The sequence below is a fragment of the Janibacter sp. CoH_79_TC_3 genome (assembly GCF_058197955.1).
The window spans coordinates 1-24,773 of the sequence record NZ_JBXWIV010000015.1; the positions used below are offsets into that span (position 1 = coordinate 1).

Below are 24,773 nucleotides of genomic sequence, written 5' to 3' on the forward strand. Positions count from 1 at the left end.
TCATAGGATTCTCCTGCTGATATATTTTAGCAGTTAATCTCTATTTCTAAGTGTTCTTATTTAGTGGGGGGATTACCCTTAGCCTCTAACATAGAGGGCATATTTATTTTGCCATCTAAGATGTCACCTGCTTGATTAATCTCATAACAAGCCTTTAAAAAAGCATCTGCTCCTGATGACTGGTCCGAATATTCAAAGGTATCGCACAACCAAGCCGTATTGGACGTGGCTTTGCTTAATGACCATGATGATTTGATATTATCAAAAATATTATTGTAAGTGGCTTTTGGGATGTGATTTTGCGATGTGCCAACCTTTGCATATTTTGGCACAGGAATAGATTGGCCTACCATGGTTTGTACGTCAAGGTCTTCGCTCATAACGTATAAGTATAGCTGTAGAGGATTTAAGGAATAATAATACTGCTTTGGAAAATAAATATTCGGTGCGTCACCTAATTTGTAAATATTTTGAACCTGAGCATATTTAGCCGTTTTACCGTTGAGCTCAGTATCTCCCGTTTTCACTGTTTTAAGTCGCAGCTCATGAGCATCCTCCGGATCTACGGAGACAAAGGTAAGGTCCACGTCTTCCATTAATTTAATCAGCACTGATGCAACAGGGTATTGACCTTTTGCTATAGCGCTTTCATCAGCTTTGCTAATTGAGTTAACGTCTTCACCAACGGCTGAATGGGATTTATTTTGGCTATGAGCCATACCCTCTGTTATATCATTTGCACAAGCTATTAACCCTGATGTAGCAAACAATCCTATCATTATATTTAAAAACCTCACTCTATATGACTGGTTCATTTTGTATCCTTTTAAATATAGTAATAATTATCTTATAAACAAATATTCGTTTTTTTCACAAGAGCAAAGCATTGGCTGCACTATATTTTTCAGCAATGATCGATATGGGTATAGTCTTTTTTTGACTGGATATGGCTTAGGAGTTAATTTTGAAGTCTTTTATAATTAGATTGCTACAAGTGATTTGGATTTTAAGTGCTACTTTTTCTCTTATTGCCATCGTTGTAAATATTTTGAATGTCTATTTTGATAGCGTACCAGGTATCATAGGCGATTTTTTTGGTTGGTCTATTTTTCTTATGGTAATCCAGTATTTGATATTTGCTAAATTAGACCCTAGGTATTTGTTTGATGGTAGTTTGAAAAATGAGAAATGAACCGCCTCGACTTTATCGGAGAGTGATTTATTTAAGTTAAGCCATAATGGCAATATTTCTAACACCACAACCTCTAACCGTATGATGTCTTCTATTTTAGAATGACAGCCGTTACAGGTTGAGGCATGATTGCAAATAAACTGTGTCAGTCGGGGCAGCTAATTTCTATTTGCGTTTTCATAACATCAAATATATCCGCTTACTTCGGCTATCACCTCTCCTTTATTTTTTCAACATACTTTCTGATACACTACCAGAAATTAGAATAATACTATTATTTTAGCTCACTGGATTCAAACTCATAGCGATAGTACTGCGACTTTGAGGCGATACCGATGTTATAACCATATGATAATGAAACGTAAACCACATCCACTTCATTGGCTAACGCATAACTGCTGTACGCTTTTTTAGCCACATTTTTGGCAAAACCTTCATCACTGATGTTATTTTTATCCATAGGTATCTCAATCGAAAGACTTTCCGTCACTGTTTGGCTGCCATCGTTGTCAGTAAAAGTATGCGTGTTTTGATGTACGCCCGCGGAGCTGATATTAGGCTCAGACAATAGCGCTGTTTGTACTGCTATCAGTTCTTCAAAAAGGCCGTTATCCATAGCCATGCCATCATTGGTAAAAGCAGGAACGGCTGCCGATGTTAAAAATAGCAACACAACAATAACAAGGTGACCCTTCCAAATGGGCACTATAGATTGTTTGTCAGCACTTATATTAATGACGATAGAGTTTGCAGCCAGATCATGCAAGGACTGTCTGGTACTTTTGTTAAAAAAGAACAGGTAAACAATGGCTAATATACCGCCAAATACGATCGCGGTTAGCAGATAGAGTAATATATCAGATGGATTGTCACCAAATACAGACTGGCCGTTGAGGGCAAATGGTGTGATCAAAACAATAGCACGCAGACTGGCTTTACCCATACTTAACGGAATGCCGCTCTTATCAACCACTCTTATCTTTAGTAGTTTTTTGCCAAGAGTTTGTCCACCAGCACGTTGGCTATTGCCAATACCAAAATACAATAGCACGATAATGACACCAACAAGTTGCCCCCAATTGCCTAATTTCACAAATACACTTTCGAATATCAATCCTAGTAGTAGCCCAACACATCCCAAAATGATCGCATCAACCAGTAAAGCGCCAAGGCGGCTATAAATATCTGCTAAGTATGTCTTCTCTTTTATGGTCGCCATTAATACTCTCAAATTAAAAATAAATCTGCTAGCTTAATAGAAAGGATGTTGACAAACAAGCGTAGGGTCTTTAAAAAACCATCTGATCATTTAATCCTGTTATATGTCGCTGCCTGATTCAAGAAAAGCAGCCTCCGATAAAGTCGGGGCGGTTCAGTTCTAACGATAGGCATGCAGCATCCTAAGCGACTGTAATTTTTCACCGATTGTATCACTACTGGACTGAAGAACAATCTACTTTTGAATATAGTGTGAGCAATATTGAGTGATATCTAAAACTTTATACCAGTGCTGATGAGACGCGTCAAACGGGATTAGTTTGAAGAATTCTCAGTACGCATTTTGCGTGGTCAGAATACACTGATGATCGAAGTAGACAGTTTTACCATTATTGATTAATAAACATCAGCCTTAATGCCTATCGTATTACTTGTGACTTTACCTATAACACCATCATACGCAGGGTCATCTTCTACTATGCTAAAGGCACTGCCCTTACTATTAGCTATATCGTCCAGACTCCATTCCTAACGTTATTAACGACTTGACAAAAGATTAGTTAAATAAGATGGAGTAGAGTTACTACTGGTAACCTAATAATTTTCGAGCTACTTTGACGTTATATATGTCATATAAGGGATTGGGTCATGCGGAAGATGTTTACTGCTACAGATTATATGTTATCAGTCTCAAAATTGACGTGCACGCCAGCGTAAGCAAATTCAAACGGAGACTATAGAGAGTCTGCACAAATACAGCAGTATGATAGGGAAAATGATCTTAATATTTATTAGTTGATACTAATAATAGCGTGTTTTATCGGTGTATCTCATTGGCTTAGATTTAAGCAAGACTGGCAAGATATAACTATTGTCTATAAATATTAGACAAGAGATGAGTAGGGCGGATATACTCCCTATCTATATTAAAACTGAAGTGGAATAGAACTAGTCATGGATAGCATCATAATTTTTGGCCTTTGCGTCACGGCGTTAGTTGTTATTGTTGCATCATTTTGGTACTTATTCCAAACCGTTCGAATCATTTGGGGTTATAGCTCTTTATTAGCGATTGCGGCGGTACTTTTCAGTCCATTCGTTCATATTGTTTTTTATTTCATTCCTAAAGATGGGTTTGATCAGTATGAAAGAGGTCTGTTTAAGAAGTATTTTTTATCTATTGCTGCTCTATGTTTGTTGGGTGTCATTGTGTCTATCGTCATACCTTCCATTATCGGGCAAGAACAAGCTGGCGAGATGGCTAGTGAGGTTGATACTAGCCAGCCTTGGGACTGGGACATACGTGCTGAGAATCAAGAAGAAGTGCTAGCGCTGGCTGCACCTGACCCTAACGATGACAAAGCTGAGAAGCTACATTACGAGGCTATTTATCAAGCCCATCCTGATGCAGACAAGGTTATGGAGAGTCCTGAGTTTGATGCATGGTTACAAGGGAAGCCAGCAGGAGAGCAAGATGATATTGCGAGGATTTTAAAAGAAGGCACATCAGCAGAGGTAATCTATGTTTTTAGCACTTTCAAAAAAGATTTAGAGAGTTATAGGGCTTCTGAATATCAAGCCAGACAAAACAATGCACAAGCTCTCGCGCAGATGGATTATCAAGAAAAACAAAGCCGTGATCTAGAAGCTATCAAAGCTCATAATCAAAGGAATCAGCGAAATCAATATCAGCATTCGCAACAACTATCTACTCAGACGTCACCACAAGCCCAAGGAGCAGCTGCTGCGCGCCAATTAAGCTATGATGAAAAGCTTGAACGAGAGAGAATAAAAGCTTTAATCAGTGAACCTGTTAGGGGCTCTAAAGGGCTGACAGCATCACAAACAGAGCAATTACTAGCGTTAGAGCGAGCTCCAGCACCAACAGTGAGACGTGGTTACAATGAGCGGTTAGAGTATGAGAGAGAAAAAGCCCGAATTAGTGAGCCTATTAAAGGATCAAACGGAGAGCTAACTCGTGCTCAAAGAGATGCGTTAGTGTCACTGGAAACAGGCCAGCCTATGCCGTCACGCTAATCAATATTGAATAATGTGTTTAAGTACCTTATAGCAAGAAAAAAGTCTTACATTATTATGTGGGGCTTTTATTTACACGTTTACGGCTGGCTAGTATATTCGCATGCTAGTAGAAGCAGCAGGCGATTATCCCTCCACATTGACAGCCATATAAGCTATAGCATCAAAGATTGGCTACACGCCTGAGACCCTGCGATTATGGCACAAGAAGCACATAGACCAAACCATTCCTGCAACAGTACAAGCCCAAAGCCAAGATCAACGCATAAAAGAGCTTGAACGCGAAAATAGAGAGCTCAAGCAAGCCAACGAAATTATACTCAAGGCTGCCGGTATTGAAGCCCAGGCTGAGACGGGCCGTCCACCCAAGTAATGTTTCAGTTTATTGATGATCATAGAGGTAGTTATTGAGTCGAGCCAATACGTATAATCCCACCGATTGCCCCGTCAATCTATCACCGTGCTAAAGATATATAACGCTGTTCTGCTTATTTGAAGATGTTGACGATCGGGCAAAGCAGTGCTTTGCTTATCCTCGCTCATGGGACAATGCCCCAACTGAAAGACTCTTCATAAGCTTTAAAACAGAATGGGTGTCAAAGAGTGGTTATGAGAATATAGCTGAGGCTAAAAACATCATTGCTGAAAAAGAGAGACGTCACTTTAACAAGAACCTCTTATCAGCCGTCCTAATTTAGTTGACCACTAAATATCTACCTAATTTATTATATAGTTTGGCCTAGTTGATGACACGCATTACCTACATAAACGGTAAAAACAAGAATAAACAACGCATAAATATTACTACCTCAAAGGGAAAAAATTCGTGATAACAATAAATACTCACACAGCTATTGTCCTTCGAGTCAATATTCTATTGGATTAGCATGCAGCCTTAATTTTGTATTGTTTTATTATGGAATTATGCTTCAATACCCAGATATTTTATATTGACTTAGCAAAATAAAATAATGAAGTGTTTATTTACGATATTCACTACATTTTTTTGTTACTAGGTGTATTTGTATATTTTTCAAAAATTCTAATTCTCATATCCTCACAATTAAGGTACAGTCAGATGGCTAAATTATCACTTGATGCATTGAACGACATTGATGGTTTTATCGCAGCAGCACTCGTAGACAGCGAATCAGGTTTGGCATTAGCAACCCTAGGTTCTGGTATCGACCTTGAGCTTGCCGCTGCTGGCAATACTGAGGTATTACGCGCTAAACGTAAAGTTGCAGCATCTCTAGGTCTAAATGAAAGTATCGAAGACATTCTTATTACGCTTGGTAAGCAATATCATTTGCTACGTCCATTAGTACGTAATGACAATCTGTTTTTATACTTAGTCCTTGATCGTCAAAAATCTAACCTTGCTTTAGCACGTCATAATCTAAAAAGTTTTGAGACTGAATTAGAGTTCTCATAAGCCTGTTAGTAGTTAATAATCTACTATAATTAATCTTAGATAAAACCGATACAGTGTTTATAACCAATTCATTAGATCTCTTGCATAAGTCATTGCTACCACTTGATACTTTGTTGGCGCAGGTCAATAAAACGGTACTTTTGCAAGAGGTCTATTTAGTAAAATAAACGATGACTTATTCAATAGATTATCGCAAACAAGTACTTTCTAGCATCACTGATGGCATGACCATCCGAGAAGCTGCGCTATTTTATGGACTTAGTACCAGTACCATTCACAGCTGGTAGCAGAATTTAGTCCCCAAAAAAAAGAGAAATAAAGCACCGACTAAAATACCTGATGGCGCATTGATTGAAGACGTAAAAAGATATCCCGATGATTATAACTACGAAGGAGCCCGCCGCTTGAACTGTAGCAAGACGGGAATCTTTAATGCTATAAAGCGCCTTGGTATTAGTCAAAAAAAGACCTTGGAACATCCAAAAGCTTGTCTGATAAAAAGAGCTCAGTATCAGAGTAAGCTTTATAGCTTTATAGCTTTATACAACAAGGCTATCCTATTTTTTATATGGATGAAAGCGGCTTTGAGGCTGAAACCATTCGCCCTTACGGCTATGCACCGATAGGTAAACATTGTATCGACACCTACAACTGGCAAGCCAAAAAACGTACTAATATCATCGGTGCTCTTTATGGCAAGATGCTGTTTGCCCTAGATTGCTTTGAGCAGAATATTAACAGCAATATATTCTACCACTGGTGTAAATGCACACTCATTCCAAGCCTTAAAACCAAATGCGTGATCGTCATGGATTTGAGCAAGGATAAAGCAAGGCACTGCTTTGCCCGAGCGCAATACGAGAGCTGTGCTCGAGTGGGAAAACAAATGGGCAGAGGCAAAATTTCTACGCCAAGGATGGATGGAGAATAATCTTCCTAAACTGTTTCATAATATGGGCTGTATCGATTTTATATTAAACTGACTGTAGTTCGTTTTATTCTACTTATTTAAAAGTTATCCAAGATAAGTAATAGCTAATATTAATCGAGTTTAAATATGATAGAAATTGAATACAGTACCGATAAAAGCATAATCTTTGCTATAAGAGAAGCAGCAGCCTTATATCTATTTGAAAGAAACCGTGAAAAAGATATTCCTAAAATTGTAGATATTTTTTTATCTGTGGACGACTACCAAGGTGATAGAGTACCTGCGTCAGAGGTTATTAAGGAAGTTCATGCCTTATCTAATATATTGCAAGATACGTATCTAGGCTTAGACTTAAATATGTTGGTTAATATTAAATCATTACCTTTCTACAAAGCTATTAACGAATGTATAAAGCCTTTCTTGAGTATAAATAATGAATTACCTTTCTTGTTAATTATGCGACTCGTGCTTCGTTTTTTCTTCCTAGTTACACAGTCTATTGATCTTAAATTAACGGAAGAGAAGGGTGGGCTTCGAGTCGAGTTCGTCTCTACTGCACCGGAAAGTATGAACAACAATCAAATTGATGGAGCTATGGTATTAATTTATAGAATATTAGAAGCTTTTTGTCCTGGTGTGTTGAAAAAAGTATATGTTGCACATCGTCATACCTCTCACGAGTTAGAGTATTATGAATATATTTTCAGTGTACCCGTTAACTCTGCTGAAAAAACAAGTTTGGTATATGATCTGCGCTTTAAAGAGCACTATGAACATGCCGCTAGCTCATTAGTAAAATCAGAAGATGAGGTTGGTAGAAGATTTTTTGTTAATCCCTTATCTAACATGATGTCCATGCAGTTTTCTGATTTTAGTTACACTCAGCGTTGTGAGATAATTATTGATACCATGATGGGTATAATTCCGCCGACCCGTAGTCAAGTCGCCCATGCAATGAACATTAGTGTCAGTACATTACAAAGAAGGCTTGACGATGAGGGCTCATTGTTTCAGGAAATTTTGCAAAATACGAGAAGGCGAATGGCAAAACAATATTTGGCTGAGAAAAATTTATCAGCCACCGATGTGGCTTATTTATTAGGTTATAAGTCTCACAGCCAGTTTTTTAAGGCTTTCAAAACATGGTTTGGTACAACACCGAAAGCTTACCAAAGCGATTTATGAAACATATAAAAGATAATACTGGAAGAAACATCTATTATTTATCATAGTTAAGTCTTTATAAAATCGATACATTCCATATTATAGAACAGTTTAGGAAGATTATTCTCCATTCATCCTTGACGTAGAAATGTTGTCTCTGCCTATTTTTTCTCAATGGAATTTAAATCAGGACTGTAAGTAGCAGCTATAGAATACGATGGCCATGTCTGTTCAGTAGCTTCTGGATACGTTTATTCTTATGAAAGCTTGCATTATCCATGACGATCATGCATTTAGTTTTAAGGCTTGGAATAAGGGTATGTTTACACCAGTCGTAGAATATGGTGCTGTTGATATTCAGCTAAAAGTAATCCAGCGCAAATAGCATCTTTTCATACAGAGCACCAATGACATTCGTACGCTTTTTTGCTTGCCAGTTGTAGCTATCGATATAGGCTGAACCGCCCTGACTATATCGGAGAGTGATTTACTTGAATTAGGTAGCGATGCCTGACAGGATTAAACTATCATAATAGCGCTTTTCAAACTCGAAAGGTGACACACAACCAATTGTGCTATGCAGCCGTGTTTTGTTAAACCAGTCCAATTATCTTTTAAATAATGAATCACCTCAGACTTATAAAGCCCACTAACCGTTTCGGCTAATGCATTGTCATAGGAGTCACCGGTCGTGCCAACAGAGGCAATAATGCCAGAGTCAGCCATCTTGAAGTGTAGCGGATGGATAAGTACTGAACGCCTCTATCACTGTGATGAGTCACATCTTTGGGCTTATCTCTACCTGCTATTGCTTGGTTGAGCGCTGCCATCACAATATCGGTATCCATGCGATTTGATACTTTCTAACCAACGTTAGCACGGGCAAACACGTCAATAATAAAAGCGGTATAAACCTAGCCGCACGTCGTCTTGATATAGGTAAAATCCGCCACCCACAGCTGATAGGCGCTAAAGTTACGGTTAACTAGATCAGCCGCCCATAGTTGGTCGTCACGGCTGTGAGTTGTTATTTCGCCTTTACCACGCCAAATGCCTTGCAGCTCATACTGTCTCATTAACCGCTTTACCGTACAACGAGCCACAGGAACGCCATCCGCTTGCATTGCACCATAGCGGCATTTGCTATCGGTCCAGATTCTTCTTATTTCACTGATATGATAGTCGTCATACTGTTTGTGCAGTGAGCGCTTGTCTGGGTTGTCGCTTAAGTATTTAGAGCGATAGTAAGTTGATGAGGTAATCGTTAGTACTCCACAGATGGCTAGATCTCGTAATTATTCTTATGGTCATGAATAAACTGAACCTTAACTTGAGTGCGCGGCCCGTCTCCGTCTGGGCTTCAATCCCAGTAGCCTTGCGTATAATTTCGTTGGCTTGCTTAAGCTCTCTGCATTCGCGTTCAAGCGCTTTGATGCGTTCCTTGTCACTTTGAGCTTGTACTGAGGCGGGAATGGTTTGGTCTATGTACTTTTTATGCCATGATCGCAGGGTTGAGGTGTACAGCCAATCTTTGACGCTATGGCTTGAATGGCTGACCATGTGGAGGGATAGTCGCCCGACGCTTCAATCAGTATGCGAACGGCACGTTCTTTAATCTCAGGGGTGTAGGTTTATCTTTTCATTGTCGTATTCTCTCAGAATGTTGAGTTTCCGACAATACCGAGGAGGTTCACTCCGAGTTTTTTCGATACTTGAGTCTTTGAGCCAGCGCTGTAATGCCGTTTTGCTAACATTATAAAAAGTACAAGCCTGACGGATACTCATGTCTTTGTTTTTGACACTCTTAATCACTTGTGCTCGTAAATCTGCTGAGTAGGTCATTTATTCTTCTGTCATTTCGCTTGTTTTAAAACGATTGTAACTTATTTATAAAGAATTGAATATATGTTGCATTTCGGGTCAATATTCTTCAATTTTGTTCGCATATGAGTTGAGACGCATTTAAGATGTTTTAAGTAACATTACTCATTATATAATACAACAGATATTTTATAACTGCGTATTGCTCTCAGGATGAAAGTGTATTTTTAAATAATTAGTAGAATCATGGTGTGTTCAAAGTAAGCCGTATTACACCCTAACTAATACACTATAAGTTCTTCATTATCACATATTATTGTATTTGTAATAGAGTTAAAGGCAAGTAGGTATAAAATTTAGATTGAGGAATAGATATAATTTAGATGAAGTCTATATTTAAAAATTAATTGTGACTGTCTTTATGACACACAAGTTTAAAGATAATTAATATGGAATATCCGTACACTGTAGATAAAACTACAGTAGAGTCTTTTAGGCAGGCTTTAGCAACGTACCTGCTTTCTATTAATAGACAGCAAGATACTTATAAAATAATGTCAGGATTTTATGATATGGATCAGTATCCAGGCGACCGCATGCCTTTAGATATTGTTAATAGGGAGTTTGATTTGGCTGCATCTTTTTTTCAAGATGAATATATAGGACTTAAGGTCATTAATCATATAGATATTAAAAATCTAAATTTATATAAAGGCTTGAAGCTTGTTCTTACTCCTTTCTTTGAAAAAGGTATGGAAGTACCACTTAGTGTCATTTGCCATTTGATTTGTCGTTATTCTAGATTACTCACTGATTCTTTAGTAATTGAAGTGTCAAAAATAGAAGGGGGTTTAGGTCTAGAGTTTAAACCTCTATTGCTAACCTCTATTTGTAAGCATCATATAGATACTATTATTTTTACAGTTCATAAAATTATAAATTTTTTCACTCAAAAATATCCTGATAAGGTATTTTTATCACACCGAGTAACTGACTATGGTTTATATATGTATAGACACTATTTTAGTGCTCCAGCTGAATTAACGACCGATAGTATATACCTACGCTATTGGTCTAAAAAAAGTTCAGAATATAGTTATTTTTTAGAAATAAACGACGAGTTCAAGAGTTTTTCAAGTAGTTGTTTCTTTATTGGTCCTCTACATAATATATTTCATGAGCAGTTTCCTAATTATAGCTATTCTGAACAGTGTCAGCACATATTAATAACTATTATTGGAATGGTTCGACCTACTCGTAAAGAAGTGGCACAGATTTTAAATATGAGTGTGAGTAGGTTGCAACGATGTTTGAAGGAGGAAGATACCACCTTTCAGGAAATGCTATTAAATACACGAAAAGAATTAGCACATAAGTACTTAGTAGACCATGATCTATCTGGTACACATGTAGCTTTTCTATTAGGCTATCAATCAAGTAGTCAGTTTTTTACGGCATTTAAGGATTGGTTTTCTATAACACCAAAGTCTTATAAAAAAATGCACTCATAAATTTTCCATGTTTTATGTTTTTTTATAAAACATAAAAATCCTTCAATGTATCCCTTATTGTATTTACCACTTCAGAGTGGTGAATAGGGCTCGCTTATATTTTTTATATATAAAATAGACCTCTTGCAAAAGTCATAGAGTAAGCTCGAAATTAACAACTCCGGCGAATAGCTTCATTCTAAGATCATAGCGCTGTCGACGGTTACGATATTTATGAGCCACTATTTTGAACAATTTGATTAAGCCTATCTTATGTTCAACCATGATGCGAAACTTAGCCAAATAGTGATTGGCTTGTTTGCAAAGGTCTAACAGCTGACCCCCGCGAGGTTTTTTAAAGGGAGTGAAAGTTTGTTTATGTAACTTTGCAATGCCCTGATAGCCACTATCTGCTAATAACTTAGCGTCATTGGGAAGCCAATCAGGACAAGTTTCCTTGTAAAGCTTAAAATCGTGGATATACCTTTTGCAAGTTTGAACGTCAAGTATCAAACCGGTTTGCCAATGAACAATAATCTGAGCTTTTAAGGTGTGCTGTTTTTTCTTACCGCTGTAGTAGTCTCTTTGGTTTTTTTGGACGCTCAATTGGGGTTTCGGTGGCATCGACGATGACGACTGACCAATTAATATCGTCATCAACTCTGCTAGGGAGCTTTTTTGGCAATTCAAACTTACCTGAATCCATCAGTATGTCTTCTACTTTACGAATGATACGGCTGGCAGAAGACTCATGAATACCAAAGTCCATACTGATGTGGTACAGCGTCCGGTATTCACGCCAATAAGTAAGAGCCAGTAATATCTGTTCCTCAAGACTAAGCGCGCTTGGTCGTCCTGATTTAGTCTTTTGTGCTTCATGCTGCTGCATAGCATCCAGCATTTCATGGGAGGTCGCTTTATGAATGCCTGTGTAACGTTTAAAACCAGCATTATCTTGTTCGAGAAGCTTATGTATATTTGGCATGGTTCCTAGCCAGTTGTAAATGTATGAGTTATTGTAAAATACTCTGCTACTTTTGCAAGAGGTCTATTGGTGTGCTCTATAAAGAAATGCTGTTTGCGCCTGATTACTTTGAGCAGAACATCAACAGCAGCATATTCTATGATTGGTGCAAGTACACGTTGATTCCAAGCCTTAAGAGAAAATGTGTGATTGTTATGGATAATGCCCGCTTTCATAACAGCAAGCGTATTCAAGAATTACTAAATAGGTACGGTCATCGTATTTTATGGCGGCCACCCTATAGCCCTGATCTGAACGCTATCGAGAAAAAATGGGTACAGGTAAAATTTCTACGCTAGGGCTATATGGAGAATAATCCGCCTAAACTCTTTAAGGATATGGGTTGTATCTCTTTTATTGCGAATTAACTATACTTTCTATGCCTATGATGCAATGAAAGCATAAACCATAGGCATAGAAAATCCTGATTTCTGCCGAATTATTATTGAAATGGCAGTTTCAAAAATGCTAATAATTCTAGAGTGGCTTAGCCTATTATCATACTCAGCTATTTATGATGAGAGTTTTTTATATGTATACCTATCGAATACTTCTAAGGCATATCAGGCACCTCATGATTAAATGAGTCAATAGAATCATACCTATCGTAACTGGTAAAAAAAGAGAACTTTGTACCACCGCTTGTGCCGCAGTCAATTCGACCTCTTCCATATTAACCGCATACCAATTAATCGGATAAAAAATCTCACTAATCAGAAAAATTATCGCAAAGGGTAAGGCAAATAGTAAGCCATAGACAGCTGTATATTGATAAGACGACGGAGATAATTTATCAATGACACAATATACTATGGAGACCAAGGCTTGGTACAGCGCTGTAAAGATTAGTGCCAATGGCCACCAACCTTTAACGTCAACATTATTAGCGATTGTCATTTCATAAATTAAATATACAATATAAATAACCAGATACGGCATAAAAATCATCATAAATTTTTTAAGTGGCATGAATTAATCCGAGTTATTTAGTGATTTTTTATTCTAATCTTTTCCGCATAGATCACGAATAGAATGTATGTACACCTTGAAGTACACTGCGACTATTTCAATGAGTTAAAACGCTGATACTATTAGCCTACAGATTCACATTCAAGTCCTAACTAGATAGCAGCCGTTCCAAAATCTTACTCAAACCTAATTAATATTAACTATTGGTTAGGTTTGATGTTTTTTTCTGCTTCATTGTCACGCGCTACCTCTCGTTTGAGACTTAGACTGACCACGACTCCACAGACTTTTTTAATTGGCGATGGAACTCACCGTCCAATAAAAGGAGGTTATGCGGCTGTTAAGATGACAGTCGCATTATTTAAAATATTGATGCTGGCGTTGAGGTCGCGGTTATGAGAAACCTGACATACAGGACAGATCCAATCGCGCATTTTCAACGTTAGCTCATCTTTACCAAGGATATGATTGTAGTTTGAACAGGTTTTTGAGCTGGGATAAAGGCGCCCAACCGATTTAACTGTCTTACCTTGCTCATCGGTTTTGTAAATAAGCTGTCGCTCAAATTCGAAGAAACCCAAATCACTAATGGCCCGTGACAATCTGCGATTTTTAACCATGCCTTTGACGTTTAAATCCTCAATTGCAATCACATCAAACTCTTTAACCAGCTTTGTTGTGATCTGATGGAGAGAATCCTGCCTAATACACCTGATTTTGTAGTGCAAACGAGAGAGCTTAGTTTTTGCTTTTTCTCTGTTTTTGCTACCTTTCTTGGTACGACTTAGGTTTTTATTGAGTGCTCTTAGTTTTCTTAAATACCTACCCAATGGTTTTGGTGCTTTGATTTTAGTACCATCTGATAAAACCAATAAATCAGTAATACCAAGGTCAATACCCACGCTTTTACCTGTCTTTTTAGCAGGAAGTGCGACTTCTTGCATCTCAACGGCCATGCTGACAAACCATTTGCCGCCACGCTTAGAGATGGTGGCCGACATAATCTTACCGTCAAAACGTAGCAGTTCTTTTATACGAACCCAGCCTAAATTGGGTATGCGAATGGACTTGCCTTTAATGGCAAGTTGGTCATTGGATAAGCTAAACCTATCGTCACGTCCTTTCTTGTGAGCTGTTGGATATTTCGCCAAGCCCTTAAAAAAATTATTATAAGCATCACCCAGTTGCATGATTGCCAGTTGCGGAGCACATTTGGTCACTTCTAACATATAAGGGAATAACTCGCGCTTAATGACATTCAATTCGCGTCTGAGCTTCGCCTGTGAGGGCTTATTTAGCTTTTTAGTATCAATCTATATGCCAGCCGCTAAACACGCATCACGATACGCCTTATCAAGCGCATACTGCCGTTGCCACTCATATAAAGCCCAGTTATAGGCTTTTCTCGCCACACCACAAGCACGAGCAAAGTGATTCGCCTGTACGTTGTTTGGTTTGAGTTCAATGATATGATCACGGATCATAATGCTTGTTTAGCCTCTTTTTATTGATATAGAAATTACTTATTTTGATAATAAATGGCTAGGATTAGATATATCTTAGGTAACTGTTATCGAACCCTTCTTCCCATAACAGACGTTATGGAAAATAACGTTAGATAGAAATATTGGGTTTCATTGATTCCCTATACAGACATCGAACTGTAGGCTATAACCTTAATTTTTTAGAAAGTATTTAAGTTTTATATATCTATTTTTGATAAAGTCTTCGATACTCAGCACAGGCAAACTGATATCCATTGCTGCAAGACTTTTGATACCATTCTAGCGCTTTGTTTTTATCCTGCTGTACATTGATACCTTTCTCATAGAATACTGCCAGCCCTGATTGAGCCATGGGAAGATCTTGCAAAGCTGCCTTGCGCGTCCACTCAAAAGCCTTCGCATCACTTTGAGTTGTACCTTTACCTTTAAGGTACATATCTCCAATTTTTGACTGGTATAAGTCAATACCGTCATTGGCTAAATCTTTATATAACTCAAACGCTTTAGCATCGTTTTGATCCACGCCTTGACCCTTCTCATACATCAATGCCAGCATCCCCTGCATTTCTTTGTCTCCATGGTTAGCTGCTTGTTGTAACCAATAAAATGCTTTTGAATAATCTTGAGGAACGCCTTTACCATAGTAATATATAAGCCCTAATTGTCCTTGGCTTGAAGCGTCTCCTAGATTAGCTTGTACTGTGAGATCTTCAAAATCCTTCTCAACATCGGATTTCACGGTTGGAACATTATTTTGAATGCTATTCATCTGAGTATTAGTGGCTTTATTACACCCTGTCAGCATAATGCTAGTAAGCAAAAATACTGCTAGTTTCTTTTTCATAACTGCTTGTCCTTTTAGTTAATCAAGGTAACACTAACCTTTTTTAACTGCCTTTGAGTTTGGAAATATCGTAACTATTATTAATACAATGCTAGCTACAACTAAAATTAATGGACTCAATTGCAGAATATGGACTGAACCAAATATAAGAAAATACATACAAACCGCTATAACCTGAAAATCGTAAGTATGGTTTTTAAAGAATTTAAATATAATAATTAAAAGAAGCGCTATACCTACTATGAGGAAGAAAGTTCCATCAAGAAACATGTCTTTCATAAAAAAATAATAGATCAAAGCAAATATAATATAAATGCCTAAACCAATTTTTCTATGAATTGAGTTTTTCTGTGTGGACTTAGTATTTTCTAATTCATCTCTCATAAAGCTATTAACCCCTATCACCTAACATAAAAATATAAATTAACAATTTTTACTGTTGTTGGAATACGTTCGATCCCTATATAGGTAACCAAACCAGTGAAAGGGTCTAATTGGTTATTTTGACAAATTTTTCATGCCCAAGACTATGCAATATAATCACTCTCATTGGTATACGTTGGCTGCCTCCTATGTAGGCGCAGTTTCTATTGCACCAGCAACAGCACAACCCTGATATGTTTTGCCTGCATAACTTAGTGTCGCAGTAAATTCATTTTGATAGCCATTATCATCGATACAAATGTTTTTTAGTATATTCAAAATAATAGGTTGCCCATTCACTGTACTCGCGTATTCAACACCTTGAGTATCGGTAGAACCAGAGCCCACGACCATAACGGTTGTTGGATTTAAGAAATCTGCTTCTACACTTAATTTATTTCCTTCAACCACTGTCCGCCAACTTTTTTCTTTATTGCCAAAAGCGGTAAATGCCGCTGACGCTACCGGTACTTCTATTGTCGGTTGCTTATTATTATCGGTGGTGTCGGCTCGATAGTTACTACAAGCCATTAGAGCTAAACTGCCCGTTAAGCACATTGTCGTTAGAAGCAAAGAACGCATAATTTTCCCTTTAAATATAATAAGAGAACACTGCTATATAGCAGTGTTCTCTTTTTTACGTGATGAAATTCAGGTTTCTACTACCATAGTTTGGTTTGCAGTAGGCTATTAGCTAGTGCATTGATTCATACTATTCAGTACGGGTAGCTCTAATTAGTACCTTACAAACATACCCTTTATGTTAGTAGTGCTAATGTAACATATCTATAAAATTTAACAGTGTAAAGTAAGTTAAAATCGGTGTTTTTTATTGCTCGGGTGTTTAAAATATGAAAAACTTAACTGCTGCTATCCTAATTGCGCTTCCTCTTCTAGTGGTAAGCCCTACAGTCATGGCCGCATCTTCAGATGCAGTGGCTAAAACTGTTGATGTTCAATTTAAAAAAGGCGCCAGCTCAGCTAACTATTATGGGAAATTAAAGGGCAACAAGTATGATTCCTATACATTTTATGCTAAAAAGAATCAAAAGCTTTCTGTCAAAACAACGGGAGGGAATGTAGATCCTTATTTATTCCATAAGAATTTAGCAGACTCTGTTAACGTAGGAGAGTCTGCGCCTGAAGTGGATGATCAAGGTTATTACACGCTCCCATATTCAGGTAAATATGAATTACGTATTCTTCAGCCACGTTCTCAAGCTTCTAGAGGAAAAACACCTGCGTATTGGCTAGAAGTATCTATTTTATAGTGATATAAGCTTAAATTGTGATACTGAGCTACGCTATCAAATGTATAAACAACAATAATAATCAGCATGAGTATTGTTGCCTGTATAGCGCATCGAAAACGACTAGAATATGTATGGTAGGTACATCACGAAGTACACTGTGGCTATTTTAGCGAGTTAAAACATTGATACCATTAGTTTAAAACCTAATGTCTAAGTCCTCACTAGTTAACCTAAATTACTGAATAAGGTAAGACTTATTGGAGGGCTTTAATTGAGTTAAATCCCTATACTGGTATCGAACTGCTAGTGTTAGATATAACGTTAATAATTATGAAATCGACAGCATAAATCAAAAAGCGCTATGAACACATTTATGTTCAGCAGGCTATTATTGCTAATAAGTATACGTTATTAGGTTGAGTCATTGTTCTAGGTGGCTCTGCTAACTTCTTTCGTTAAGTTCTGAATTGAGCAGACTAATAATTAATTGCCTCAGCCAGTTATGCGCCGCATCGCCCTCACGGCGTTGATGCCAGAGTAGTTTAAAATCGAATGATTCAATTGAAAAAGGCGGTTCGAATATTTTAACCTGTGAGTTGCTATCAGTCATATCAAAGCTACGCCGCGCCGCTGTCAAAATCAGGTCAGTACCAGCCACTAATTGATTGGCAATTCCCCAATGTGGCAAAGTCATTACAACATGGCGACTTAATCCTGCGCCACTAAGTGCGCGTTCAATCTCATTATTGGCACCTGATTGCATGGCAACGAGGATATGCGGTCGAGCCAACCAACTACTCTTGTCGAGATTGCCACTCTCTGGCAAAGTGTTTTTGTCTGCTAAACAAGCAAAAGACTCAACAAACAGGGTGTGCATACGGAGCGCTTCTGGCACTTTATCTGGGAAGACACCGAAAGCCATGTCCGTTTCACCATCGAACACATCCGCCATCATCGCTTCGCGACTTCCCTGACTCAACTCAAGCTCAATGCCAGGCGCAAGCACTCTTAATGAGCGCACTAAACTGGGCATAAATACACGCGCGCCATAGTCAGACATAGCCAGACGAAATACTCGCTTCGCACTGAGAGGGTTGAATTCTGGGGTCTCAATCAACGCACCGAGCTGCTCTAGAACATCAGTCAACGGCAGAATTAATTCGCTCGCTCGCGAAGTCAATTCCAATTTTCCTGAACGTCGAACCAATAGAGGGTCATCAAATAGGGTACGTAAATGAGCCAGTGCATGGCTAACCGCCGGCTGACTTTTATGTAACCGGAGAGCGGCTCGTGATACGTGCTTTTCCATTAATAATGCGTGCAATGTCACGAGCAAATTAAGGTCAATACGTCTTAAGTTATTCATATGACGAATAGTGAAGTAAAAAAACAATAATTTCAATTCAAATTTTTAATATGAAATAATTATTCCAGAAAATTAAATAAATCTGGAGCAAACGTATGAATCTATCACTTACTGGCATCTCTTTTGCCATTATCGCCTTAGTTGCTGGCGCTTTAGTCCCTCTCCAAGCTGCAAGTAACGCTGAGCTAGGCCGTGCTCTTGGACATCCTCTTTGGGCAACGGTAGTGTCGTTATTGGTGAGTGTACTTATAGCGATACCTGTCATTCTTTCTATGCGTGTCCCTACGCCCATATTGAGTGAAATCGGACAATTACCAATGTGGGTCTGGTTTGGTGGCATAGCTGGCGTCATCTATATTACATCCGCATTAATTCTAGTCCCTCGTTTAGGCGCAACTCGCTTTATTGTTTGCGTGATAGCGGGTCAAATGCTCATTTCATTAATATTAGACCAATACGGTCTTATGAATTTACCAGTGAAAGAGATAAATGCTGGGCGTTTAGTAGGTGTCACTTTCGTTCTAATAGGCATGATCATGGTGCTGTGGCTTACTCCTTTATCTCCCAATTCAAGCAATGCTAAAAATAGCATCACTGGCGATTTAAATACCAGTGAACCGCCCTTAGATTGTCAGAAACTCAATATTCTGAGAGAATACGACAATGAACAGACAATACACTCCTGAGATTAAAGAACGCGCCGTACGCATGCTGATTGAAGCTGCAAGAGACTATCCTTAGCCTGAGACCCTACGATCATGGCATAAAAAGCACATAGAACAAACCATTCCTGCCTTAGTACAAGCTAAAATCTAAGATCAACGCATTAAAGAGCTTGAACGTGAATGCAGAGAGCTCAGACAAGCCAACGAAATTATACGCAAGGCTGCCGGTATTGAAGCGTAGGCGGAGATGGGCCGTCCACCCAGGTAATGGTCGACTTTATTGATGATCATAAGAATAATTATGGGACCCTATCTATCTGTCGAGTACTACCGATTGCCCCATCAACCTACTACCTTGCTAAAGAACTAGAGTACTGCCTTGAAAAGCGATCACTGCGCAGTCAACGTAACGACTTTTTACATTTGGCTGGATAGCAAATGCCGTTATGGTGCTCGTAAGGTTTGGCAGCAGATGAAAGCGAATGGCATTCCCGTGGCTTTTGTATGGTAGGTCAGTTAATGAAGCAGTATCAGTATGGCTTATAAGGCGTTTGGCGTGGCAAAGGCAAGATTATCACCAACAGCCGTGACTACTAACTACGGGTGGCTGATCTAGTTAACCGTAACTTTAGTGCCCATCGCCCTAACCAGCTGTGGGTTGCGGACTTCACTTATATCAAGACACGGAATGGCTGGGTATATACGGCTTTTATTATTGATGTATTTGCTCGCGCTATTGGCGGTTGGGAAGTATCCTATCGTATGAATACCGATATGGTGATGGCAGCGATAAATCAAGCGATAGTAGATAGGAAAAAGCCTAAAAACGTGATTCATCACAGTGATAGAGGCGTTCAGTATTTATCTATTCGACGGACTTTGGCATTATCACTTCTGTAGGCACGACTGGTGATTCCTATAAAGTCGGGGTGGTTCAGTATTCATCAGCTAAGAAAAGCAAAGCCTAGTAAGATTAATGCCGTCATGTCAGAGCTAAGCAAAAAATATGAGATTGAAGCCGGGCCAGGTAGTGTAGGTGAGTCTAGCAACTTGGTTAAAAAGCAAGCCCACGCCTATGAGACACGTAAATATACACTTATTAGCCGCGATAAGAAGGTAACGGTTAGTGATTTTAAAAACGATATCATGTCACTATTTTATAGTAAGAAAATGCTACCGCAAACTGGAATGGAAACTCGCTTAGGTCAGCATGTATTATTTATCGACGTTACTACCTGGTCGGATATGGCACCTAAATCGAGAATCCATTCAGCATTCTTTATTCATGGTGTGCCGTTAAAAAACAAAGCGGATGAATACAAGTAGAATGAGGATAGAAAAACGTATCTTGATGCCACTAACTTCAGGCAGTATTAATAAAGGCTGTTTCTATGCGAGAGATATTAAAAACCTTCTTTGCCCTTGTACCCAATATAGGTGCGCTTAGATTTGCCTATATTATTTGCGCCTTTCAGCCGCTCTTGTAGTGGCAAGACGAGGCTGTATATACAGCACACCACGAAACTATTAAATCTGCACTCGCGCAAGAGGTGTCATGGTATAAGTTTCAGGAAGCGGATCGTAAGTCTAAGCCTTGGTGCATATCATCGGTAAGTGATGTTAGCCCGCAAACTGCCGTTTTGATCGCCGTAAAAGCCGATATGATTAGTAGAACCGGCGGCAGCATTGATATGGGTACTACTAAAATGGAAATGAAAGATCGGGTAGGGTGTGAAGGCGTAGATGATAGGAAAATATTTTGGCTGAGTTTTGGTAAGACTCACGCGGCACTACGTCAAGACTACACAACTTCTAGTGTATCCGTGTGGCTCACACGCTTCTTTTATCTATACGTCTTTGGTGTAGCAATAGGTAATGTCATGAATAAATGTTATGCGGCCAATGATGCTGAATTAATGCGTGAACAGACCATAAACTACCTGGATTATAGGAAGAGTGCTGGCAAGCAGCTCAAAGCCAATAAGAATAAGCTAAAGCCCGCAAAAATGAAAATTAAATAGATATTACCTTTAGATAAATGAGCGGCGTATGATAATGAAGCACATAAGAACAATCCTAAGCATTATTTAATGGTTTTAAAAAGATTTAATTCTATAAAATGCTTACTTATGATCAAATACTCAACAATACTTCTTGTGTTTAAAAATAATATTGAAAAATCTTACTAACAATTAAGCTAAAATGGATTGGAAATGAAAATACAAAATCCTAAAGACGGGAAGTGGTTGGATGATACCCCAAAAAACCGTCATATTATACGGAGTGGCAAGTGGTCACCTCAGCAACTTGATATTCAACGACATGATACTCAAGTGCCTTACGCACCAGCAGCACCACACCAGATTCTTGTTGTTTATATTCTTATTTTCATCGGCGCGATTTGGGTTGGTATAACAGAACTTGCGCCTATTTTGGTAAGTTATAGCGAGTATCCAGTCCCATACAAACATATTGCAATGTTTTATAACTACGCCATTGTTGTTCCGTTCCAATCGGTTTTTAATCTTTGGATATGGATGTTAAATTCGATGGCGAGTATAACTTCTTATCCTACCTTAAATATTATTATCGGTTCCGCTGGTGCTATTATTTATGCCTTAATACTGTTTTTTATTTATAATATGATCATTGAAATGGTAGCCATAATGTTCAAGCCTTTGAATAAAGGTAGACCTTCTCGCGTCGGCGTGTGGATATTGTTTCTCATGCCAGCAATCATTGCTCTTATATGGTACTGGACACAAAGTGTGATTGTCTGAATATCAAAAAAAGCCCCTAATAACATCGATTGTTAGGGGCTTTTTTGATATTAATTTTTTAGAGTTCAATCAATCAATTAAAAAAGAGTAATCCTAAGCATTAATTATTGTTCTTGAAAAAATAGCTTTTTATTTTCTTATGCCATTACCATAGAAACACTCACTAATCTTTAAAGCTATCCATCATGATTTTTACCATTTTCAAAGAAGATTTTGAGTACGAGTCTCGGATATCTTTATCCTCATAGACAGAGTGCAAACTAATAAGTCCTTCTAAAAGGGTAACGATACTCTCTGATACTCCATTTTGAATATATTCATTAGATATCCTTTCTTCTATAAATCCTCTTACCCAATCCTTGTGATCCATAATAGCTTGATATATATCTGCATTTTTATTCTGCAATTCATAAGAAGCTCTGACAAATAAACATCCATTAAAACCAATATCTTGAAACCAATTTTTGTGCCATTCAAATATTTTTGATACTGCTTCAAAGTCTCTTGCTTTGTCTCCAACAAAGCTACTTAAAGAGCGACGGAGTTTCTCATCTCTGTTTTTTAGGACACTTAGAGTCAAGTCGTCCTTGTTGCCAATATTTTTATACATAGTTGTTTTAGAACATTTGGCTTCATCCCTAATTAGGTCAACGCCTGTAATATTGAAACCATCGTTGTAAAAAAGCCTTTCGGCTGTCTCGATAATTCTTTTTGTGGTCTTAGTCATATAGATACTCCTTAGCTGGAAACACTTTTTATGTCCAAGCACTCATTGTTATGATACTATAAAAACGTACAGACCTGTACACTTTTATAATTATAGCTTATGCTGAGAAATTATAAGTGACTTCTAACATATTCACATGGCGGCACAACCTAATCATGTGTCTTTGATATTTTAATTTTAACAGGGGGTTTGATGTGAGAAGGTTTGTCGATAGGGCGTATAAGTTACCACCTAAAACGGACTCTAAAAGTCTTTTACGGTCGTTACTAGGTGGAACTTTAGCTATTTTTATTTTAGAGATATTGACGTTGCATTCAGGTCATGTATTTATGATGGCACCATTTGGCGCTACTTGTGTACTACTTTTTGCAGCTTCTAAATCACCACTCGCTCAACCAAGAAATGTGATATTTGGACATTTTATCTCTGCTCTAGTAGGGCTCGTCGTTCTTAAAGCGTTTGGAGTTTCTATCATAGGAACAGCTATAGCGGTTGGAGTTGCAATATGCCTCATGCAAATAACAAGGTGTGTCCATCCTCCAGCTGGAGCGAACCCCTTGGTCATACTATTAACTGCAGATCAAATTAATTATAACTGGGACTTCTTACTTTTCCCGGTTATATCAGGCGCAGTTGCTCTAACTATCGTTGCTTGGTTTGTGAATAATTTTAGTTCGTTAGCTGCTTGGCCGGAATATTGGTTCGGCTTCCTAGATTCTAAAAATAAGGAATAATAGTATGTACTTTAGTGGAAGGTAAAAATGTAATAGGGCTGGGATGAATGGTTTTTAGGATTTAGTAAGTGGTTAGGCCGAGAGTTTGATTGGCCATAGTGCTTTTTTGAACTGTAAGGACTTATTGAATGTACTTGTTTGTTTGTATAGTGGCAACCACTCTACTCGGATTTTTTCTTAATCTCATTGGCATGAAATACGGTTTTCTATTATCGGGAATGTTAGTTTCACTTTTTTTTGTGACTTATACTAAAAGGGAAGTCACACATGCATTTTATTTGCCGTATATTCAAATAGTTCTTGGTATCTCAACAGGGTTATATTTTAAAGACTGGTCTATGGAGGTGCTGTATATAACCGCGGGAAGCATTGTTACCATGACATTCTGTCTTATCTTTCAATCCTTACTGTCTTTTATTTGGCTTCACAAAAAAGCAAAATGGTCCAAATTGGATTCAATTCTTGCAGTATATCCTGGCTCTCTAGCAGTGGTTATTGATATGTTCAATATCACTAAAGTTAGTCCAAAGGTAATGATTACTCATATAGTGAGATTGTTCTTATTGACCATGATCCTGACTCTTTTTGGACCAGTGCAGTACGCTGCTGTAGGCACAGTGAGCCCGACTTTTACTATAGAAACGTTAATAGTATTGACGATGTTATTAATCTCATTTGCGTTCTTGGGTAGATTATTAGTAAGTTACCGAATACCCGCTCCGTACTTATTGGTTTCGATGTTAATGACGATAGTTCTAGTCAAGTTTGGGGTATTGGATAGTTTGACGGTTCCTTCTTTAATGATTGATAGTGCCACTATCGTATTAGGTATCCTGATAGGGTCTTTATTCGCTGGTATCTCATTTCAAGAGTTTAAAAGTAGCGTCAAAGACAGTGTCGTTGTTTTTTGTGTAGGTATGATCTGTACCGTGAGCTTCTCTATTGTATTATCAAAAACTTTAGGTATAGATTTCTCACAACTTTTTCTTTCATACGCTCCCGGTGGAGTTGAGACAGTCACGGTAATCTCGGTGGCTTCAGGACTAAATATTATGTTTATTCTTTCACATCATTTGATAAGAATACTTGTTTTACAGTTGGCACCCGTGTTGTTTGCCTCCAAATTACGCAAGCTGTGAAATAAAGCCCAATACTCTAATGGCATTGGGCGAGGGCATAATAGTAAGGGCGCAAT

The 24,773-nt window shown here is 38.1% G+C and carries 29 protein-coding genes and 2 pseudogenes; 16 read left to right on the top strand and 15 right to left on the bottom strand.

Features of this window, described 5'->3' with window-relative positions; all coding sequences use genetic code 11:
* Nucleotides 1–56 precede the first annotated feature (56 nt).
* The gene (locus tag AC2FA3_RS11430) at nucleotides 57–815 is read right to left on the bottom strand and encodes a hypothetical protein (protein WP_490509663.1); all 759 of its coding nucleotides are present in this window, start codon (nucleotides 813–815) and stop codon (nucleotides 57–59) included.
* Nucleotides 816–964: 149 nt separating this feature from the next.
* Between AC2FA3_RS11430 and AC2FA3_RS11435 the strand changes: the two genes are divergently transcribed.
* A complete protein-coding gene (locus AC2FA3_RS11435; protein ID WP_490509664.1) occupies nucleotides 965–1,192 on the top strand; it encodes a hypothetical protein in 228 nt (75 codons plus the stop codon).
* A gap of 274 nt (nucleotides 1,193–1,466) precedes the next feature.
* Here the strand turns inward: AC2FA3_RS11435 and AC2FA3_RS11440 are convergent, their stop codons facing one another.
* Complete coding sequence (locus AC2FA3_RS11440) at nucleotides 1,467–2,411, bottom strand: RDD family protein (RefSeq protein ID WP_490509665.1); 945 nt, start codon at nucleotides 2,409–2,411, stop codon at nucleotides 1,467–1,469.
* 953 nt (nucleotides 2,412–3,364) lie between these two features.
* Here AC2FA3_RS11440 and AC2FA3_RS11445 point away from each other — a divergent pair.
* The 5 genes and pseudogenes from AC2FA3_RS11445 to AC2FA3_RS11465 all read left to right on the top strand — a co-directional run bounded on the left by AC2FA3_RS11445 (nucleotide 3,365) and on the right by AC2FA3_RS11465 (nucleotide 7,998).
* Nucleotides 3,365–4,447: a hypothetical protein gene (locus AC2FA3_RS11445; protein WP_490509666.1), complete on the top strand. Its 1,083-nt coding sequence runs from the start codon at nucleotides 3,365–3,367 to the stop codon at nucleotides 4,445–4,447.
* A 1,078-nt stretch (nucleotides 4,448–5,525) separates the two neighbouring features.
* Nucleotides 5,526–5,882: a roadblock/LC7 domain-containing protein gene (locus tag AC2FA3_RS11450; protein WP_201624255.1), complete on the top strand. Its 357-nt coding sequence runs from the start codon at nucleotides 5,526–5,528 to the stop codon at nucleotides 5,880–5,882.
* Nucleotides 5,883–6,199: 317 nt separating this feature from the next.
* Nucleotides 6,200–6,508, top strand: a pseudogene (locus AC2FA3_RS11455) (IS630 transposase-related protein); the annotation flags it as partial.
* The gene (locus AC2FA3_RS11460) at nucleotides 6,451–6,813 is read left to right on the top strand and encodes a transposase (RefSeq protein ID WP_201624253.1); all 363 of its coding nucleotides are present in this window, start codon (nucleotides 6,451–6,453) and stop codon (nucleotides 6,811–6,813) included. The pseudogene AC2FA3_RS11455 and the gene AC2FA3_RS11460, both read left to right, overlap by 58 nt.
* A gap of 126 nt (nucleotides 6,814–6,939) precedes the next feature.
* Complete coding sequence (locus AC2FA3_RS11465) at nucleotides 6,940–7,998, top strand: helix-turn-helix transcriptional regulator (protein ID WP_490509667.1); 1,059 nt, start codon at nucleotides 6,940–6,942, stop codon at nucleotides 7,996–7,998.
* 184 nt (nucleotides 7,999–8,182) lie between these two features.
* Here AC2FA3_RS11465 and AC2FA3_RS11470 read toward each other — a convergent pair whose 3' ends face one another.
* The 3 genes and pseudogenes from AC2FA3_RS11470 to AC2FA3_RS11480 form a co-directional block, all read right to left on the bottom strand.
* Complete coding sequence (locus tag AC2FA3_RS11470; RefSeq protein WP_490509724.1) at nucleotides 8,183–8,338, bottom strand: transposase; 156 nt, start codon at nucleotides 8,336–8,338, stop codon at nucleotides 8,183–8,185.
* Nucleotides 8,339–8,473: 135 nt separating this feature from the next.
* Nucleotides 8,474–9,593 (bottom strand): annotated as a pseudogene (locus tag AC2FA3_RS11475) (IS3 family transposase).
* Nucleotide 9,594: 1 nt separating this feature from the next.
* Nucleotides 9,595–9,819 carry a helix-turn-helix domain-containing protein gene (locus tag AC2FA3_RS11480; protein ID WP_490509668.1) on the bottom strand — a complete coding sequence of 75 codons (225 nt, stop codon included), beginning with the start codon at nucleotides 9,817–9,819 and terminating at the stop codon, nucleotides 9,595–9,597.
* A 428-nt stretch (nucleotides 9,820–10,247) separates the two neighbouring features.
* Here AC2FA3_RS11480 and AC2FA3_RS11485 point away from each other — a divergent pair, with 428 nt between their 5' ends.
* Entirely contained in the window at nucleotides 10,248–11,309 is a 1,062-nt protein-coding gene (locus AC2FA3_RS11485) for an AraC family transcriptional regulator (RefSeq protein ID WP_490509670.1), read from the top strand.
* 132 nt (nucleotides 11,310–11,441) lie between these two features.
* Here the strand turns inward: AC2FA3_RS11485 and AC2FA3_RS11490 are convergent, their stop codons facing one another.
* Nucleotides 11,442–11,894: a transposase family protein gene (locus AC2FA3_RS11490; protein ID WP_490509671.1), complete on the bottom strand. Its 453-nt coding sequence runs from the start codon at nucleotides 11,892–11,894 to the stop codon at nucleotides 11,442–11,444.
* A complete protein-coding gene (locus AC2FA3_RS11495) occupies nucleotides 11,854–12,273 on the bottom strand; it encodes a transposase family protein (protein ID WP_490509672.1) in 420 nt (139 codons plus the stop codon). Before AC2FA3_RS11495 ends, AC2FA3_RS11490 begins: the two co-directional genes overlap by 41 nt.
* A gap of 71 nt (nucleotides 12,274–12,344) precedes the next feature.
* Between AC2FA3_RS11495 and AC2FA3_RS11500 the strand changes: the two genes are divergently transcribed.
* Entirely contained in the window at nucleotides 12,345–12,611 is a 267-nt protein-coding gene (locus AC2FA3_RS11500) for a transposase (RefSeq protein ID WP_490509673.1), read from the top strand.
* A 241-nt stretch (nucleotides 12,612–12,852) separates the two neighbouring features.
* Here AC2FA3_RS11500 and AC2FA3_RS11505 read toward each other — a convergent pair whose 3' ends face one another.
* The 6 genes from AC2FA3_RS11505 to AC2FA3_RS11530 form a co-directional block, all read right to left on the bottom strand.
* Nucleotides 12,853–13,281, bottom strand: a complete 429-nt coding sequence (locus AC2FA3_RS11505) for a hypothetical protein (protein WP_490509675.1) — start codon at nucleotides 13,279–13,281, stop codon at nucleotides 12,853–12,855.
* Between the two features lie 329 nt (nucleotides 13,282–13,610).
* Nucleotides 13,611–14,594 carry an RNA-guided endonuclease InsQ/TnpB family protein gene (locus tag AC2FA3_RS11510; protein WP_490509725.1) on the bottom strand — a complete coding sequence of 328 codons (984 nt, stop codon included), beginning with the start codon at nucleotides 14,592–14,594 and terminating at the stop codon, nucleotides 13,611–13,613.
* Nucleotides 14,595–14,765 (bottom strand): helix-turn-helix domain-containing protein, encoded by a 171-nt coding sequence (locus AC2FA3_RS11515; protein ID WP_227677186.1) that lies wholly within the window; start codon nucleotides 14,763–14,765, stop codon nucleotides 14,595–14,597. It lies immediately after the preceding gene.
* 226 nt (nucleotides 14,766–14,991) lie between these two features.
* Nucleotides 14,992–15,630 carry a tetratricopeptide repeat protein gene (locus tag AC2FA3_RS11520; protein WP_201622643.1) on the bottom strand — a complete coding sequence of 213 codons (639 nt, stop codon included), beginning with the start codon at nucleotides 15,628–15,630 and terminating at the stop codon, nucleotides 14,992–14,994.
* 33 nt (nucleotides 15,631–15,663) lie between these two features.
* On the bottom strand, nucleotides 15,664–16,014 hold the full coding sequence (locus tag AC2FA3_RS11525; RefSeq protein WP_201622642.1) for a hypothetical protein: 351 nt from the start codon (nucleotides 16,012–16,014) through the stop codon (nucleotides 15,664–15,666).
* Between the two features lie 186 nt (nucleotides 16,015–16,200).
* Nucleotides 16,201–16,635 (bottom strand): hypothetical protein, encoded by a 435-nt coding sequence (locus AC2FA3_RS11530; RefSeq protein WP_201622641.1) that lies wholly within the window; start codon nucleotides 16,633–16,635, stop codon nucleotides 16,201–16,203.
* A 269-nt stretch (nucleotides 16,636–16,904) separates the two neighbouring features.
* Between AC2FA3_RS11530 and AC2FA3_RS11535 the strand changes: the two genes are divergently transcribed.
* A complete protein-coding gene (locus tag AC2FA3_RS11535) occupies nucleotides 16,905–17,324 on the top strand; it encodes a PPC domain-containing protein (protein WP_201622640.1) in 420 nt (139 codons plus the stop codon).
* A gap of 424 nt (nucleotides 17,325–17,748) precedes the next feature.
* Here AC2FA3_RS11535 and AC2FA3_RS11540 read toward each other — a convergent pair whose 3' ends face one another.
* A complete protein-coding gene (locus AC2FA3_RS11540) occupies nucleotides 17,749–18,672 on the bottom strand; it encodes a LysR family transcriptional regulator (RefSeq protein WP_490509676.1) in 924 nt (307 codons plus the stop codon).
* A gap of 95 nt (nucleotides 18,673–18,767) precedes the next feature.
* Here AC2FA3_RS11540 and AC2FA3_RS11545 point away from each other — a divergent pair, with 95 nt between their 5' ends.
* The 5 genes from AC2FA3_RS11545 (at nucleotide 18,768) to AC2FA3_RS11565 (ending at nucleotide 22,117) form a co-directional block, all read left to right on the top strand.
* Nucleotides 18,768–19,358 carry a DMT family transporter gene (locus tag AC2FA3_RS11545; protein WP_490509677.1) on the top strand — a complete coding sequence of 197 codons (591 nt, stop codon included), beginning with the start codon at nucleotides 18,768–18,770 and terminating at the stop codon, nucleotides 19,356–19,358.
* Nucleotides 19,359–19,940: 582 nt separating this feature from the next.
* Nucleotides 19,941–20,237 (top strand): DDE-type integrase/transposase/recombinase, encoded by a 297-nt coding sequence (locus AC2FA3_RS11550; protein WP_490509678.1) that lies wholly within the window; start codon nucleotides 19,941–19,943, stop codon nucleotides 20,235–20,237.
* Between the two features lie 9 nt (nucleotides 20,238–20,246).
* Complete coding sequence (locus AC2FA3_RS11555; protein WP_490509679.1) at nucleotides 20,247–20,663, top strand: hypothetical protein; 417 nt, start codon at nucleotides 20,247–20,249, stop codon at nucleotides 20,661–20,663.
* Between the two features lie 224 nt (nucleotides 20,664–20,887).
* Nucleotides 20,888–21,358, top strand: a complete 471-nt coding sequence (locus AC2FA3_RS11560) for a hypothetical protein (protein WP_490509680.1) — start codon at nucleotides 20,888–20,890, stop codon at nucleotides 21,356–21,358.
* A 192-nt stretch (nucleotides 21,359–21,550) separates the two neighbouring features.
* Entirely contained in the window at nucleotides 21,551–22,117 is a 567-nt protein-coding gene (locus tag AC2FA3_RS11565; protein ID WP_490509681.1) for a hypothetical protein, read from the top strand.
* Nucleotides 22,118–22,280: 163 nt separating this feature from the next.
* On the opposite strand, the gene AC2FA3_RS11570 is transcribed toward AC2FA3_RS11565, so the two are convergent.
* On the bottom strand, nucleotides 22,281–22,844 hold the full coding sequence (locus tag AC2FA3_RS11570; protein ID WP_490509683.1) for a TetR/AcrR family transcriptional regulator: 564 nt from the start codon (nucleotides 22,842–22,844) through the stop codon (nucleotides 22,281–22,283).
* A 194-nt stretch (nucleotides 22,845–23,038) separates the two neighbouring features.
* Between AC2FA3_RS11570 and AC2FA3_RS11575 the strand changes: the two genes are divergently transcribed.
* A complete protein-coding gene (locus AC2FA3_RS11575) occupies nucleotides 23,039–23,578 on the top strand; it encodes an HPP family protein (protein ID WP_490509684.1) in 540 nt (179 codons plus the stop codon).
* Between the two features lie 128 nt (nucleotides 23,579–23,706).
* Complete coding sequence (locus tag AC2FA3_RS11580; RefSeq protein WP_490509685.1) at nucleotides 23,707–24,717, top strand: AbrB family transcriptional regulator; 1,011 nt, start codon at nucleotides 23,707–23,709, stop codon at nucleotides 24,715–24,717.
* Nucleotides 24,718–24,773: the final 56 nt, after the last annotated feature.